This window comes from Streptomyces sp. NPDC054849 (assembly GCF_053610945.1).
In genome coordinates this window covers 25,811-41,025 of record NZ_JBSGZI010000041.1, presented here as the reverse complement: position 1 = coordinate 41,025, position 15,215 = coordinate 25,811, and the positions used below count along the sequence as shown (strand labels likewise).

Genomic DNA, 15,215 nt, shown 5'->3' with positions numbered 1-15,215 from the left:
GTCCCGAGACGCCCGGGTGGGCCCACACGTCGTGCGGGAGGACCTGCACGGTGATGTGTGGCTGCCCGCCGAGGAACTCAAGCTCGGGATCCTGCCCGACCCGGGTCACCCCTCCGTGGTCCGCCGTGCACAGTGCCGGACGACCGAGGCCAGGTCCCCCTCCGAGCCGAGCAGGGCCCGCTGGACGCGCGCTCCGTTGCCGCGCTCCAGGAGGCCTGCGATGCCGGCCCGTACGGACTCCTGGTCGCCGGCGTCGGCCAGCGCGTCGCTGACGTGCCGGTACAGCGCCTCGACAGCCGTCGCGGGCGCGGTCTCCCGCATGGTCTCGGGGTGCAGCAGCGGGCCGTCGAGGCCCGAGCGGCCGGCCTGCCAGGAGGCGAGCCGGAGCAGTCCCGTACTCACCCGCGGCGCGGGCTCGCCTGCCTTCCAGGACCTCGCCGTGGTCTCCACCAGGCCCCGTACGAGGGCGGCCAGCAGGACCGGCGTGGACGCGTCGAGGCAGACGTCCGCCACTCTGACCTCCACCGTGGGGTAGGAGGCGGAGAGCCGTGCGTCGAACCAGATCATGCCCTTGTCGCGCAGCACACCGGAGTCCACCATGGCCTTCACCTCGGCGTGGTAGCGGTCCGCGGAACCGAAGACGTCCACGGGGCCGGCGGCGGGGAGCCTGTTCCACACCCGGCTGCGGTAGCTCCCATAGTGGGTGTCCTCGCCCTGCCAGAAGGGGGAATTCGCGCTCATCGCCGTCAGTACGGCGAGCCAGGGGCGGATACGGTCCAGTACGGCGACCCCCTCCTGGTCCGACTCCACCGACACGTGGACGTGGCAGCCGCAGGTCAGTTGCTCCTGGGCGGTCATGCCGAACTGCCGCGACACCCAGTCGTAGCGGTGACCCGGGGAGAGGGACGGCCGGACGGCCAGCGGGGAGGTGCCGAGCGCCGCCACGACCGCGCCCGCCGTCGCCGCGTGCTTGGCGGCCTCCGCGCGCCACCGGACGATCTCCTCGTGGAGCTCGCCCATCTCCGTCACCGGCTTCGTGGCGAACTCCACCTGCTCTTCCTGGAGCTCCGCCTCGAAGGTGTGGCTCGGCTCCTCCCCCTCCTCGGCGGCCTGGTCCGGGCCGGCTCCGGCCCGGTCGGCCGCGGCGAGAACGGCTCCCGCCACGGCTCGCGGCTCCCCCGTCTCCGCGTCCGCCAGCAGCAGTTCTTCCTCCACGCCCACGCTTCGCATGCAGCAGCCCATCGCCTCGTCGTGCCGTTCACCGATCGGTCAACGCCTGCCCCTGCCCACCGCCGGTATGCGGAAGCCGGCTCGCCGGACCGGGGTCTCCAGCAGACCAGGCGGGAGCGCCGCCGCCGACGAGGCGCGATGGGCGGGCCGGGCTACGGCTTGGCGGGGTTCGAGCCCTGCCCGGCGCCCTCGGCCCCGCTGTCCTTCGTCGTCGGCAGCTGGGAGCCGTAGTCCAGGGCCAGCCACAGGCACAGTCCCGCGGCGCCCTGCACTGCGGCCCACGCTTACATCCGGTACCGGGCCCGACCGTCGGCCCCAAGGTGGACCTTGGTGCTCAGGCCTCCGCGGGAGCGTCCGGGTGCGTGATCGGCTGGTTCCCGGCGTCCCGCCGCCCCTTTTTGAGTGCTCCGGCGGCGTGCTGGTGGGCTCGGACGACGGTGGAGTCGACGGAGACGGTCCAGTCGATGTCGTCGTCGGCGTCCGCCGCGGCCCGGACCGAGGCCGGGATCCGTTCCCAGGTGCCGTCGACAGCCCATCTGGCCAGCCGTTTGTGAGCGTCTGGAACGGACCGAGCTCGCCCGGCAGGTCACGCCAGGGCGAGTTGGTGCGGTACTTCCGGGCGATGGCCTCAAGGGTGCGGGGGCGGCGGTCGGCCCACCGCCGTCCACGGACCGGATCGGCCGGCATAAGCGGCTCGATCCGGTCCGACATCGCATCAGTGATCACTAACCGGACAGACAAATCCGATCACTGACCAACTCATCAAAGAGACACGCCAAAGGTCGTGACGTCCACTGAGCTCGCCCCTATGGCGATTACTTGAACTTCCAGCCGTAGGCGCTCACAACACGCGCGTTAGCGCTGGCGCCTTCATGGTCTGTCCCCATCTTCTTCCACGGAAGCGTGTAGTTCTGGTAGACGCCGGGACTGGTCAGGTACTCGAAAGTGACCGTCACACGCCAGTTGTCCGCGGATCGCCCGCTGCACTTCGCGTACCACGTGTACTGATTCTCGACGTAGTTGTAGTGGGTCTTCACATAACAACCCGACGGACCGTTGTACGTGGCCGCGGAGGCGGGACCCGCAGTCATCCCCAGGACTGCGAGTGCTCCCAGCCCCGCCGTGAGCCCTCGTTTGACGATTCGGTACAAGATTCCCCCATGTCATCTCGTCACGACCCAGTTGGATCGCTTGGCGGCTGAAGCCGCCTCTCCGTGTATCCGGACGGCTAACCGCCCTGCGGTAGCGCCCTCAGGAAGTCACCCCCGAACACGCGTGCGATCAACACACTAACAACGTGCAAGAAGTTGCGAAAGATCTTTCGGGCTGCACGGAAGGAGACCGCGAGGCGGTGGGCTTGTGCCGGGCTTCCCTGGGGGCCGGCGGACGATGTCGAAGAGGTCGATGACTCCTACGTGATCGAGCTCGACCTGCCGGGCTGCGCAGGGATCAGATATCCGTCGAGGTTCGGTTCGGAACTCGCCGTCCACGGGGAGGTCAAGGAGAAGGAACGTGTCGGCGTCCTTCGGCGGCAGACTCGCAGGACCGGACAGTTCGACTCCCGGATGAGCCTTCCTGCCGACGCGGAAGCCGAGCACATCAGCGCGGAACTGGCCCACGGCGTGCTCACCGTGCGCGTCCCCAGAACACAGAGGGCAAAGCCCCGCCGCATCGAAATCACCGGCTGACCCGGAAACGGCTCTGCCCGGTGCGGCGGGGTCACACCCATCCGGCAACTTGTTCCTGCCGAAGGGGCCGATGCCGTCGCCTGGGTCAAGCCGCTAACTCCCCGGCCGGCTCGCTGTGTGTACTGCCGTGCTGCCGAGGTCGGCTCGCTGGCACGCAAAATGACGACTGACGACTGATGAACAGCTGCCACGGCTCCTGCCGATGTCGGCACTCAACGGAGAGAGACGTCTTCAGTCGAGGACGGCGGTCGCCTCGATCTCCACCAGGTGCTCGGGTACGTCCAGCGCAGCGACGCCCAGCATGCTGGCCGGCGGGACCGGTATGGTGCCCAGCCTCTTGGCCGCCCGGGCGATCCCCTCCAGCAGCAAGGGCATCTTGTCCGGAGTCCAGTCGACAACATAGACGGTCAGCTTCGCCACGTCGTCAAGGGAAGCACCGACCCCGTCCAGGGCGGTGGCGATGTTGACGTAACACTGCTCGACCTGTGCGGCGAGGTCGCCTTCGCCGACCGTGACACCATCGGCGCCCCAGGCGACCTGCCCTGCGATGAAGACCAGCTTCGACCCCGTCGCGACCGCAACCTGCCGGTAGACGGGGATCTCCGGCAATCCAGGGGGGTTCACCAGGGTGATGGCCATGCCGCATACCTCCGTTTGAACTGCGAGCAGCCGCGAAAAGCCGCTCTCTTGTGGTTACTCAGAAACCATAGGAGAGTGACCCCTGACATGGAAGAACGCACTTTTCGGTGACTGGGGAACCAAATGGTGACCAAGCAGTTCAGTGGCTCGCCAGAGGACGCCGACCTCAGGCGCGCGGACTCACTGGCGCGGGAGATCTTCTCGGACATCGCCAACAAGTGGGCGCTGCTGATCATCGAAGCTCTGGGGGAACGCACCCTGCGCTTCAGTGAGGTACGCGGCGAGGTCGAGGGCATCAGCCACAAGATGCTCACCCAGAACCTGCGCATGCTGGAGCGCTACGGTCTGCTCGAGCGAACCGTGCACCCCGTCGTGCCACCGCGAGTCGAGTACGCCCTCACCGAGCCGGGCCAGGCCCTGCGGGTGACGATCGACGGACTCTGCGACTGGACCCACCGCTACCTCCGCCACATCGAAGCCTCCCGCCACCGCTTCGACGCCTGACGCGACAGTCGCTCGCCTGCCGCTTGAGACGACGGAGGAAAGGTCGGCCAGGGCGTGGAGCCTGGTGCCATCCGTCCCGGGCCGGGCTTCTGGTGGCCGGGCTGGCCTGTGACAACTGACACGTCCGCGATGCGCCCGTCCACAAGGACGTCTGTGTTGTGTGCTGCTTTCCAGTCCGAGAGTTCGGTCTAACCGCGCTCGCGGCGGTGCGGGATGACGAGTCCGGTGCCCGGGTAGCCGCCCTCGGCGATGGTCATGGCCTCGCCGACGGCGGCTTTGGCGCCGGATTCCTCCCAGGCCTTGCAGTCGTTGCGGTTCCCGGCGAGCGGCTGGCCGACCACGACGACCAGCCGGTTGTCGGCGTCGATGACGACCTGGTGGTTGGTGGAGTACCGGTAGTTCTTCGACCGCTCGGCGATGGTGTGGTCGCGGGTGGGGACCAGGGTGCCGTCCACGATGAGCACGGTGTCCTTGGCGAACCGCTTACGGGGCTGGAGCGCGAGCATCGGTCCGAGGTGGTCGATGATGCGGTCCGCCGCCGACTTGGACACCCCGAACAGCGGGGCGAGCTGCCGCATCGTCAGGTTCGTGCGCCAGTACGCAGCGACCAGCAGGGCCCGGTGCTCCAGCGGAAGACTCCACCGCCGGCCCTTGCGGACCGCGTCCGCACCCTCGCGTCGCAGATCCGTCACCAGCTTGGCGAAGGCGCGCGGGATCAGCCCGGTGAACGGGGCTATCCAGGACGGCTCCGACGCCGTGATCACACCAGTCACAACAAGATCATCCCAGTTGCCGACGCTGCCCTATGTCCTCGATCCTGTGTGCTCGGCAAGCAGGGAGGGCACATGGGCTGGTTCTTTTCCCGGGCGACGGAGACAACAGCAGTCCGGATGTCTCCTGGTCCTACAGCGGCTTTGCCGCATTCCGGCTTAGGAGCCGCATCTGCGTGAGGCGTGCAGCAGCAGCATCACGCCTTCGTTCCTGGCCGTGCCGCACTGTCCGCCCAGGCTCGGGTGAACCGCTCGTGCGCGGGTGCCGGGACCGCAGCGGGGGCTTCTGCCAGAGCGGCGGGTTTGGGGCGCGGGGCCTTTGCGGCGGTCAGCTCCTTGCGGACGGCGCGGTGATGATCGATAGACCAGGAGTTCCAGCGGCGGACGGTACGGTCGGCTGGGCGGTCGAAAGCGTGCAGCTGGAGCTGGAGGGCGGCCGCGTCACGGCTGACACCGAGAGCCGCAGCCACCTCGTCCACCAGGTCCGGGACGCTGAAGAGCGGGTTGGTCTCGTACTGGCCTGGCGGAACGGGGGTGGTGGCGGACCGGTCCGCCAGCCTGCGCAGAGCGGTGAGCAGATCGGCGGGCAGGTCCGTGAGCCCGCCGAGTAGGACGCGGGCACCCTGCGCCGCAGGGTCTTCTACCGGGCGCTCGGCGAGAGCCCAGGCGACAGCGGTGGCGGCGGCCTGCATGCCGTCGGCCTCCAGAGGGTTCTCGAGGCGACCGGTGAGCAGGGCCGTGGCCCAGATCTCCGGGAGTCCGTGGTCCGCGGCGAGGGCAGCGGCATGGCTGCCGTCATCGGTGTACGGGGCACTGCCGAGCAGCTGGGTCCAGGCCGCGGCCATGCGTTCCGCGGCCGCGGTTATCCCGCCAGGGGCCCAGAGCTCCGCCGGGTCGCCGGGCAGAGCGGCGGCGAGCACGGTGCGTCGGCCGGCCGGCCCGAGTCGTCGCCGGAACTCGTCGTACGCGTAGAGGGTGTTCTGGTCCGCCTTGTACGGCTTGGAGCGGACCAGCTTGCGGTGCGCACCGTAGTCGTCGCTGCCGGCGAATCCGTCGAGGACCAGGGCGGCGATCGGGCGCGGCACCCCGGTGCGCCAGCGGAACAGGTCCACGGCCTCCTCGGGCACCGGCAGTGGGCCCTCTTCGGCGAGCATGGCGAGCAGGCGGGGAAGCCGGGTGGTGTCATCGGCGGCGACGGTGTGCGTGGCGCACTCTTCGGCATCGGTGGGCACCGGATCGGCTGATCGCTGGAGGAAGGGGGCGAAGCCGCTGCGGTCCGGCCCGGAGGCCACGGCGATACCGTCCGCGCGCAGTGCGGCGATCCGGTGCTCCGGGGCCCGGCCGGTCCGCCAGGAGCTGTCGGCCTCCGCGAACGGCTGCCGGCTCCATACGCCGAGCAGCGCCGCGAGCGCCTGTCGCTGCTCGTCGGGGGTGGCCGCGACGACGGTCCGCCAGGCCACGGCATCGATCCGGCCGGTCAGCACCGCCCACTCGGACGGCGGCGCGGGCAGGGCGAGCACCCGCACCTCGTCGTCGATCTCGCCGCGCAGGTATCGGCCGTCGGCGGCGACCGAGGTGAGGAGGGCGGGCTGTGGCTGCGGCTGCCGTTCCTCGTAGCCGCGCAGCTGGGGCAGCAGGCCGTGGAGGGCCGGGACGAGCCGGTTGTCCGGCGCCGGGTCGGGCAGCTCGACGACCGGACCGGCCCGCATGACGGCCACCCGGTGGGACAGCTCCCGGCGCTGACGCAGGACGTCAGCGGCGAGCCGGACGGCGCGGTCGACGCCCTCCTGGACCCGCGGGTCGGTTACTCCCGGCAGGGCGCGCCCGATGCCCTGGTGCAGCAGCTCGCGCACCGCACTGTCCGTGACCGTCCTCAAGACACGGGACGAGGGCTCGTCGCGCGGGGTGAGGAAGTGCCAGAAGGCAGGTGGCGGCACCGGCCCCGCCAGTTCGCCCAGGGTGGCCCGGCTCCGGGTCCTGTGGCGGCTGCCGGGGAAGCCCTGAACCTGCCAGAGCAACGAGTTGTCGCCAGCGGCATGGCAGCGGATGGTGGTCCCGCCGGCCAGGACTGCGTCCTCACCGCCGAGCGGCAGGGCAAAGATTCCCCACGGGCGACGGCCCCAGTTGTTGCTGCGGTAGGAGGCGGTGCGGCCGTCGACGGACTCCAGCACGAACTCGCGCGGCGAAGGACCCGCGTACGGCGTGCGGTAGTCGACCCGGCAGCCGGTGAGTGAGCCGTCCTGGCCGAGCGGGGAGGGCGGGGCGCCGGACGGCAGCGCGGCGAGGATCCGGTGGTCGGGGAAGGGCTTCGTGCCGGGCGGGGACCGGTCGGGGTCGTGGAAGGCGGGCAGGGTGCGGTCGGCGGTGGGGACACCGGTGGTCGGGTCGATGCGGTTCCAGCCTCCGTGGTCCTCGCTGAACACCGTGGTGCTCCAAAAGGCGTGGCCGTCGTGCATCTGGTAGTCGCGGTGGCCGATGCCCCCACGTCCGCCGGCCCGCAGGACGCGCTCGCCGTCGAACCGGCCGCCCCGGTCCGGGGTTTCGAACTGGTAGCCGAGGCCGCCCTGGATGCTGCCGCCGTAGGGGCGCAGCCCGTACGTCTGCTCTGGTTCGAACTTTTCGCTGGGGTGGTCGGACCAGTAGGCGGTGTTGGGAGAGTTCTCCTTGTGCTCCTTGTTCCAGGCGACGAGGAACTGTCCGCCGACCCAGTGCACGGTGTGGCCGAGTGCTCCGTCGGGCAGTTCCAGGGTGTGCTCTGCGCGCAGCCCGGCGTGGTCGACGGCGAGGGCGTGGGTCTCCCCGTACACGGTGAGCACCGGCCAGGTGCAGGTGACGTGCACGGTTTCGTCGGGCCGGAACGCGGCGAGGGCCTGGTCCAGGGCGGGCCAGCCCAGCTCCTCGGGGAGCCCGGCCCGCAGGGCGCGGGCCAGCGGGCCGGTGAGGTCGAGTGCGTCGAGGGCCTCCTCGATGCCGTCCAGGGCGACGACGGTGGGCCGGTCGAGGAGGCCGCGCAGCTCGTCGACGGCCTCATCGGCGGCGGCGAGTCCCCCGCCGCGCAGGGCGTCGAGCAGCTTCTCGACGCGGGCGTGCACCTCGGCCGTGATGCCCGGATTGTGAGGGAGCCGGCTGATGGCAGTGCCGCTGATCGCAGTGCCGCCACGGGTGCGGAGCCCGGCGTGCACGGTGCCTTCCAGCCGGGGGCCGAACACCGGGTCGGCGGCGAGCGCCTTGAGGTCGCGCTGGGAGTGCTCACCCCAGAACTCCAGGCTGATCGCAGCACCGGGGTCGTGGACGGGTACGCCCTCGGCGAGGCAGAGGTCGAGGAGGTCGGCGTCCAGATGCGGCCACCGGTAGCGGTCCTCGTGCAGCCGGACCGGGGTGCCGTGCGCGCGCAGCAGCGGGGCGAAGCGGCCCACCAGGTCCAAGAGTTCCGCGGGCATGGGCTGGCGGGTCACCCCACCGCCGCTGACCGTGCGGTGCGAGTATCCGGCGGCGTACCGGCGCAGCCAGTCGCCGAGGCCGCCCTCCGGGGTGATCCGCCCGGCCGCGGCCGCATCGGCGGCGCCGCACGCGATGAGCAGTCGCAGCCAGGCAGCTGCGTCGTTCTTCGACTCGGGAAACAGGTCGAGGAGGGTGGTGGCCTGTTCGTCGGCGGGCGGGTGGTCGCCGAGCGGGCCGGCGGCCGCGTCGAGCAGCCGGTCGGGTATGGCCTTGCCTCGGGCCGCGGCCAGCACCCTGCCCAGCACCCGGGCCTCCTCCTCGCTGCCGAGCCCGGCCGCGCGGGCCGAGTCCCGGACCCGGCGGGCAAGATCGGCGGGAAGCTCGCCGGGGGACGCCGCCCAGGCGCTCAGGAGGCGGACGAACTCGTGGTGCGCGTCGTCCGGTGCGAGGACACCGGCCAACCAGGCCGCCGCACCGCTGAGTTCACTGGCGGGTAGGGCGCCGAACCGGGCGAACAGCAGCTGATTCGCCCGACGCCAGTCGGGATCGACCGGCAGAGCGTGGGTGCGCTCGGCGGCGCGCGCCTGCGCGTAGGCGCGGGCGGCGGAGCGGCGGTGCGTCTCCAGCATCCAATGACCGATGGTGTCCCAGAACCAGGGCAGGTGGGCGGCCGGCAGGCCCCGGGCCAGGCGCTCGGCGTCGTCTACGAACCGGCCGGGCTTCTCCCAGGCCCGGTGCCGGCTGCTGCCCGCCCGTTCCAGCATGTCGCGGGCGTCGGTTTCGACGCCGGGCCCCTGAGTACGTGCCCAGTCGGCGTACGTCTCGGAGATGCGATGATTGACTGGGAGCGGGACTGGAGTTCCGGTGTTGCTGGTCATACGTGTGATCTTGCCAGGCGGTTCTGACAGCGGGTCCGGGGGATTCTGGGGCGTCAGGAGTAGTTGCGCTGCCCCGACATCGAGGCGTTAGCCTTCGGGTCCACTCTTGAGCGCCACAGCGGGCCAGCGGCCCGCGGTTCCGGCGTCGGCCGGACCACGGACAGCCGTAACGCGGCAGCTATCGACCCATCAGGTGACGCAGACGCCCGAGGACTGCGACCCGTCCGTGCGGAATGGCAGGGCAGCGCAACTCCTACGCCCCGTGGAACCGGCGGGCATGCTCGCCGACTTCGTCCGCCATCGCGTCGTAGCAGTCCGGGCCGCAGGCGAGGCCCGGGCTTAGGGGTCCTAACAAAGGCGTTGGACGTGGCGGTGGGTGATGAGGCAGGTGGCGAGGCCGAGGAAGGCCTCGTGGATGTCGTCGCGTCGTTCCCACCGGATCCGTAGTCGCCGGAAGCCGTGGAGCCATGCGATGGTCCGTTCCACGACCCACCGGTGGACGCCGAGGCCGGAACCGTGCGGGACGCCGCGGCGGGCGATCACGGGTTTGATGCCCAGGGCCCAGACGAGACGGCGGTATTTGTCGTGGTCGTAGCCGCGGTCGCCGAGCAGACTGTCGGGTCGTTTGCGTGGCCGTCCGACCAGGCCGGCGACCGATGGGATCTTCTGCAGCAGGGGTATCAGCTGGGTGACGTCGTTGCGGTTGCCGCCGGTCAGTGAGACGGCGAGTGGGATGCCCTGGCCGTCGACGACGAGGTGGTGCTTGCTGCCCGGACGTGCTCGGTCGACCGGGCTGGGCCCGCTTTTGGGCCCCGTCGAGCGGCCCGGACGTGGGAGGAGTCGATCACCGCCCGCGACCAGTCCAGCTTCTTCGCGACCCGCAGCTTTTTCAGCAGCACCAGGTGCAGTTGGTCCCAGACGCCGGCCTCGTTCCACGCGGCCAGACGCCGCCGGCAGGTCATGCCTGATCCGAAGCCCAGCTCCTGCGGCAGGTACTCCCACTGGATCCCGGTATGCAGCACGAACAGGATCCCGCACAGGGCCTGCCGGTCCGGCACCCGAGGGCGCCCCTCCACCTGCTTGGCCGCCGGCGCAGGCAGCAACGGCTCGATGAGCGACCACAGTTCATCCGACACGATCCATGGCCGCGACTGACGTTTCCCCACGGTCAGACCAACGACCATCCGAACCGAAAGTCACATGATCAACAGCTTCTGTTAGGACCTCTTATTCACGCCTCCGTGCGGGCCGATGTCGGCAGGGGGAAGGGGCCTTCGGCACGGCGGTACGGGCGCCGGACAGATCCACACCAACTCACGGCAGCCGGACCACGGCTCGGATGGCTGCGGCGCTCCCCGCCGTCAGTGTGGACGGCGCCTCCCTCTCAACCGTGGCGGTGACCCTCTGATCAGCTTGCCGACGCCAGCACGTTATAGGATCCACAGGGTGGCAGAACTGATCAAGACCAGTGCGACCCAACCTGACGATCGCTCGGGCCAGCCCACCCGCGACCAGGTCATTGGCCGGATCGCTGATCACCTTACGGCCCGGGACCTCGGGCATCCGCTTCGTGTCGCGGTGGACGGTATCACCGCCGCAGGGAAGACAACCCTGGCCCGTGCACTGGCATCTGCGGTCGCCAGTCGCGGCCGACCCGCGATTCACCTGTCCATGGACGGATTCCACCACCCGCGCGCCCACCGCCACCGGCAGGGCCGCGACTCAGCAATCGGCTACTACCAGGACGCCTACGACCTTCCCGCGTTCGCACGGACAGTACTCACACCGCTGGGCCCAGGCGGCGACCGCCGCTACCGCGGTCGCATCATCGACCTGGCCAGCGACCAGCAGATCTACGAACCCCCCGTCACCGCGCCGGCCCAAGCGGTGCTGATCGTGGACGGCAGCTTCCTCCAGTGCAGCGAACTGGCCCCCCTGTGGGACGAAGTCGTGTTCGCCGACACCAGCTTCCCCGTCGCCCGCCGGCGCGGCACTACACGGGACGCCGCGCTCTTCGGCGGACTTGAACAGGCCGAGAAGGCCTTCGACAACCGCTACCACGCAGCCTGTCGGCAGTACCTCGCCGAGGCCGACCCGGCCACGCAAGCAAGCATCGTCATCGGCAACAACGACGTCGACCACCCTGAACTGCGCCGCATCGGCGACCTCCGACGGCCCCAGTAGCCTGCGCGGCCGTCCAGCCAACTGATCCTCGAACCCATGTCCCCCATGATCGGAAAGACAACGGCTTCTGAGCCCCTCCCCCGGCAACGGACCCCCGGGCTGCAGCAGCCCGCAAAAGGGGTCGGCAGCCCTCTTCCGGCGCTCGCAACAGCAGGCCACGGCCGCACCCGCCACCGCGGGCGTGACTGCCGCTGTAGCGGAGGCGCCGCCTGCCGCCGCTCGTCCAGGGGCCGAAGCCGCGCTTGGTGAGCTTCCACTTCGCCCGGGGCGGCACCCTGGTGAGCGATTTCGGCTTCGTCGCCGGCTTCCAGCTCGTCGGCGTCCGCATCGGTAGACCAGCCCGGATCTGACGGTCCTCTCGGACCATGTCGGCACAGAGATGGGCGGATGAAGGCGCCCAGTGCGTTCCTCAGCCCGGATCATGGCGCGGGCGTGGCGGCTCTGCTCCTGCTCACGGAGAAGGGCAACACGCACACCGCCTTCCTAGACGTACAGACCGTGCGTCTCCAGGAGCGGCGGCGTGGCGTGGGGACCGCCTTGTGGGAGCGGTCCGCGGGGAACTGCTCGCTGGGGGCCGGACCTCGGTCGCGGCCTTGGTGGACTTGGGCGCTCCGGGGCAGGCGTTCGCGGAGTCGGTGGGGTTCGAGAACGTACTGCCGATGGGCTGGTACGAACAGGAACTCCCCGCCGTCGGGCCCGCGCCGGTCCCGGCCCCACCCGGCTACGAGCTCCACACCTGGCACGGCCTGATCCCCGATGCCTGGGCGCCGGCTGCCGCCGCGGTCCGCGGGGCGATGGAGGATGCGCTCGGCGGGGACATGGACGAGCGGATCCAGGTCTGGACGGCGCAGCGGCTGCACGCGCTCCAACAGTTGATCATCGAGCGGGGCGGGGAGGTGATGACGGTCGCGGCCGTGACCGGAGCGGGCGAGGTGGCGGCGTACACCGAACTCGTCCTGCTGGACCCCACCGGCCCGCGCGCTCTCCAGAACGACACGGTGGTCGGCGCCGCCCACCGAGGCCGCACCCCGTTTAGCGCGGGTCCGCAGCACGGGCCACCGGTTGGGCTTCTTGATCGCCCGGGGGCAGTTCCGGTTCCGGCGGGCTGGGAGTAAGCGGCTGCGTGCCTCTTGCGCGGCCTGAGTAAGGGAGCGTGTGAGCTTGGCCGTAGTGGCTCACGGGACGCTTCGGCGGATGATGCGGACGCACTTGAGGTAGGAGACCCGGTCCGCGTCTACGGCGGGGCCGGCGAGAGCTGCGGCGTGGGCGAACCGGCGGATCGCGTGGTGGACGGCGGTGAGGAAATCCGGAAGCGAATGCGTAACATCCCGTGACCGAAAGTCATGATGGTGACAGAGGTGCCGCTTCCCCGGGCATCGTGCCGACCGGGCCTCCACGGAGCGTTGCCGCGGTTGTCGGAGCTCCATGGAGGCCCGGTCGGCGTGTGATGGAGGCTGCCCTCGGCCTCAGGACCGTCCTCGCGGGCTCAGACGACCGCCCCCGTCCCCCTCTCCTTCTTCCTCCGCGCCTCCAACGGGCGGTACCCGTCAGGGACTTCCTTCGCGGCGCGACGGTCCCGTGCCGGTGGGGGTGTCGGGTTGCGGTGTTCCAGGGCGATCGCGATCGGGACCGCGGTGAAGATGGTCGAGGCGATGCCGACCAGGACGCCCGCGATCAGCGCCACGGAGAAGTCCGCCAGCGAGTCGCCGCCCAGTACCGCCAGTGCGGTCAGGATGAACAGGGCTCCCATACCCGTGTTCACCGTGCGCGGGAGTGTCTGGACCACCGCGTGGTTGGCCGTCTTCTCCAGGTCGCCTCGGGGATCCCGGCGGCGCGCTTCGCGGACGCGGTCGAAGACGACCACCGTGTCGTTCACGGAGTAGCCGATCACCGTGAGCAGCGCCGCCAGGAAGACGCTGTCCACCGGCCTGCCCAGCCAGGCGAACAGGCCCACCACGAGGAGGACGTCGTGGACCATCGCAGAGACTGCCGCTGCCGCCAGGGTCCAGCGGAACCGCACGCTGAGGTAGATCAGCTGGGCGGCCACCGCGATGCCCAGGGCCAGGAGCGCCTTGTGGCGCAGTTCGCTGCCGAGGCTCGGGCCGATCTGTTCGTCACGCTCCACCGTGACGGTTCCGCCGGGCTCCTCCAAGGCCGCCTTGACGCGCTGCTGTTCGTCGTCGGTGAGCTTCTCCGTGCGTACGGTGATGTCGCCGTCGCCGGACTCCTGCACCACCGCGCGCGGGAACCCCGCGTCGGACACGGCGTTCCGGGCCGTGTCCGCGTCGACGGACCTGCTGGTGCTGTACTCGACGAGGCGGCCGCCGGTGAACTCCACGCCGAAGTCCAGGCCGCGGATGAGGATTCCTGCGACGGCCACCGCCACCAGGAGTGCGCTCGCGCCGAGCCAGCGGCGACGGTGGCGGACCAGGTTCGGGTTGTGGCGGGACAGCCATGTGCGGACCCGGCCCGTCGAGGCGATGCCCGTCAGACCGGGGCGCTTGCGTACGAAGCTGCGGGCGACGGTGAAGTCCGCGAGCGCGCGGGTGATCACGAGCGCCGTGAGCATCGATGCCAGGACGCCGATGCACAGGGTGACCCCGAAGCCCTTGACCGGGCCCGTGGCGAAGAAGAACAGCAATCCCGCGGCGAGCAGCGTCGTCACGTTCGAGTCGATCACCGCGCTCCACGCCTTCGCGAAGCCGGTCTTCACCGGCTTCGCCAAGTCCTTGGAACGGACGCTCAGGTACTCCTCCCTGGCCCGTTCGAAGACCAGGACGTTCGCGTCCACCGCCATGCCGATCGCCAGGACGAACCCGGCGAGCCCCGGCAGCGTGAGCGTCGCGCCGAGCGCCACCAGAGCGGCGTACGAGATGAGGCCGTACAGCGCGAGGGCCAAGGCGGCGAGCGCGCCAAGGAGCCGGTAGACGACGGTGATGAACAGTGCGGTCAGGGCGATGCCGATGAGCGCGGCCTTGGTGCTCGCCTCGATTGCGTCGGCGCCGAGCGTCGGGCCGACCGTGCGCTGCTCCACGACGTCGAGGGGCACCGGCAGCGCGCCGCCCTTCACGAGCGCCGCCAGCTCGCGCGCCTCGGCCTGGCCGAAGCCGCCGCTGATCTGCGTGGAGCCGCCGGTGATACCGGTCCCGCACACCACGTCCGCGGTGACGCCGGGCGCCGAGATGATCTTGTTGTCGAGGGTGATGACGACGCGGCGTTCCGGAGCGCCCTGAGGCGCGCAGGCCGCGTCCGAGGTGATCTTCGCCCAGTTGTCGCCCGCGCCCTTGCGGAAGTCGAGGGAGACCATCCAGCCGCTGAGCGACTGCTGGTCCAGGACCGCCTCGGCGTCCTCGACCCCCTCGCCGGTGAGGGCGGTGGGGCCCAGCTTCAGGTGGTTGCCCGGCTGGTCCGGGTCGGGCAGGGTGCGCGATCCGTCGGCCTCGGGCTTCGCGGAGCCCTTGTCGGCCGTCGCCCCCGTCACCGGGTGGACCGTGAGCTGTGCGGTGCGGCCGATGACCTCGGCGGCCTTGCGTGGGTCCTGCACTCCGGGCAGTTCGACGATGATCCGTTTCTCGCCGGAGCGGGCGATGCCGGGTTCGGAGACGCCGAGGGCGTCGACGCGCTGCCTGAGGACCTCCAGAGCGCGGTCGGTGGATGCGGCGTCGGCCTTGACGGTGGGTGAGTCCCGGGTCTCCAGGACGATCTGGGTGCCGCCGCGCAGATCGAGGCCGAGGCGGGCGGATTGGGTGAGGGCGATGTAGAGGGACAGCGCGACGGCTGCCAGCGCGACGATCGCCCTCCACAAGGGTGGGCGGGACAAGGGTGCGCGAGACATGCGTACTCCACGATGAGGGCAGGACGGAGGGACGCGTGACCGGCCC

The 15,215-nt window shown here is 70.5% G+C and carries 10 protein-coding genes and 2 pseudogenes; 4 read left to right on the top strand and 8 right to left on the bottom strand.

The genetic code is table 11. The features are described from left to right. Positions 1 to 105: 105 nt before the first annotated feature. The 3 genes and pseudogenes from ACWGIF_RS19535 to ACWGIF_RS19525 all read right to left on the bottom strand — a co-directional run bounded on the left by ACWGIF_RS19535 (position 106) and on the right by ACWGIF_RS19525 (position 2,267). Positions 106 to 1,230: a glutamate--cysteine ligase gene (locus tag ACWGIF_RS19535; protein WP_453498945.1), complete on the bottom strand. Its 1,125-nt coding sequence runs from the start codon at positions 1,228 to 1,230 to the stop codon at positions 106 to 108. A 296-nt stretch (positions 1,231 to 1,526) separates the two neighbouring features. Further along, positions 1,527 to 1,971: pseudogene (locus ACWGIF_RS19530) on the bottom strand (IS5 family transposase); the annotation flags it as partial. 74 nt (positions 1,972 to 2,045) lie between these two features. Beyond that, positions 2,046 to 2,267, bottom strand: coding sequence for a hypothetical protein (locus ACWGIF_RS19525; RefSeq protein WP_453498943.1), 222 nt, complete (start codon positions 2,265 to 2,267; stop codon positions 2,046 to 2,048). Positions 2,268 to 2,537: 270 nt separating this feature from the next. Between ACWGIF_RS19525 and ACWGIF_RS19520 the strand changes: the two genes are divergently transcribed. Next, entirely contained in the window at positions 2,538 to 2,918 is a 381-nt protein-coding gene (locus tag ACWGIF_RS19520) for an Hsp20/alpha crystallin family protein (protein ID WP_453498941.1), read from the top strand. A 231-nt stretch (positions 2,919 to 3,149) separates the two neighbouring features. On the opposite strand, the gene ACWGIF_RS19515 is transcribed toward ACWGIF_RS19520, so the two are convergent. Then, positions 3,150 to 3,557: a RidA family protein gene (locus ACWGIF_RS19515; RefSeq protein WP_453498939.1), complete on the bottom strand. Its 408-nt coding sequence runs from the start codon at positions 3,555 to 3,557 to the stop codon at positions 3,150 to 3,152. 123 nt (positions 3,558 to 3,680) lie between these two features. Here ACWGIF_RS19515 and ACWGIF_RS19510 point away from each other — a divergent pair, with 123 nt between their 5' ends. Continuing rightward, on the top strand, positions 3,681 to 4,061 hold the full coding sequence (locus ACWGIF_RS19510) for a winged helix-turn-helix transcriptional regulator (protein WP_453498937.1): 381 nt from the start codon (positions 3,681 to 3,683) through the stop codon (positions 4,059 to 4,061). Between the two features lie 191 nt (positions 4,062 to 4,252). Here the strand turns inward: ACWGIF_RS19510 and ACWGIF_RS19505 are convergent. The 3 genes and pseudogenes from ACWGIF_RS19505 to ACWGIF_RS19495 all read right to left on the bottom strand — a co-directional run. Next, positions 4,253 to 4,834: pseudogene (locus tag ACWGIF_RS19505) on the bottom strand (transposase family protein); the annotation flags it as partial. 194 nt (positions 4,835 to 5,028) lie between these two features. Continuing rightward, positions 5,029 to 9,150, bottom strand: a complete 4,122-nt coding sequence (locus ACWGIF_RS19500) for a hypothetical protein (protein ID WP_453498935.1) — start codon at positions 9,148 to 9,150, stop codon at positions 5,029 to 5,031. A gap of 348 nt (positions 9,151 to 9,498) precedes the next feature. Further along, positions 9,499 to 10,334 (bottom strand): IS5 family transposase gene (locus tag ACWGIF_RS19495; RefSeq protein WP_453498933.1). Its coding sequence is split into 2 segments (ribosomal slippage): positions 9,499 to 9,984 and positions 9,987 to 10,334, totalling 834 coding nucleotides; the frame shifts between segments, so codons are not numbered across the junction. A gap of 262 nt (positions 10,335 to 10,596) precedes the next feature. Between ACWGIF_RS19495 and ACWGIF_RS19490 the strand changes: the two genes are divergently transcribed. Together ACWGIF_RS19490 and ACWGIF_RS19485 are read left to right on the top strand one after the other, a co-directional pair. Next, complete coding sequence (locus ACWGIF_RS19490) at positions 10,597 to 11,334, top strand: hypothetical protein (RefSeq protein ID WP_453498931.1); 738 nt, start codon at positions 10,597 to 10,599, stop codon at positions 11,332 to 11,334. Positions 11,335 to 11,873: 539 nt separating this feature from the next. Continuing rightward, the gene (locus tag ACWGIF_RS19485; protein ID WP_453498929.1) at positions 11,874 to 12,449 is read left to right on the top strand and encodes a hypothetical protein; all 576 of its coding nucleotides are present in this window, start codon (positions 11,874 to 11,876) and stop codon (positions 12,447 to 12,449) included. 371 nt (positions 12,450 to 12,820) lie between these two features. Here ACWGIF_RS19485 and secD read toward each other — a convergent pair whose 3' ends face one another. Beyond that, positions 12,821 to 15,169, bottom strand: a complete 2,349-nt coding sequence (secD, locus tag ACWGIF_RS19480) for a protein translocase subunit SecD (RefSeq protein ID WP_453498927.1) — start codon at positions 15,167 to 15,169, stop codon at positions 12,821 to 12,823. Positions 15,170 to 15,215: the final 46 nt, after the last annotated feature.

Excerpts from the sequence above, each read along its gene's own strand:
- ACWGIF_RS19510 (WP_453498937.1), top strand. The coding sequence starts at position 3,681 with ATGGTGACCAAGCAGTTCAGTGGCTCGCCAGAGGACGCCGACCTCAGG.
- ACWGIF_RS19500 (WP_453498935.1), bottom strand. The coding sequence starts at position 9,150 with ATGACCAGCAACACCGGAACTCCAGTCCCGCTCCCAGTCAATCATCGC.
- ACWGIF_RS19535 (WP_453498945.1), bottom strand. The coding sequence starts at position 1,230 with ATGCGAAGCGTGGGCGTGGAGGAAGAACTGCTGCTGGCGGACGCGGAG.
- secD (WP_453498927.1), bottom strand. The coding sequence starts at position 15,169 with ATGTCTCGCGCACCCTTGTCCCGCCCACCCTTGTGGAGGGCGATCGTC.
- ACWGIF_RS19515 (WP_453498939.1), bottom strand. The coding sequence starts at position 3,557 with ATGGCCATCACCCTGGTGAACCCCCCTGGATTGCCGGAGATCCCCGTC.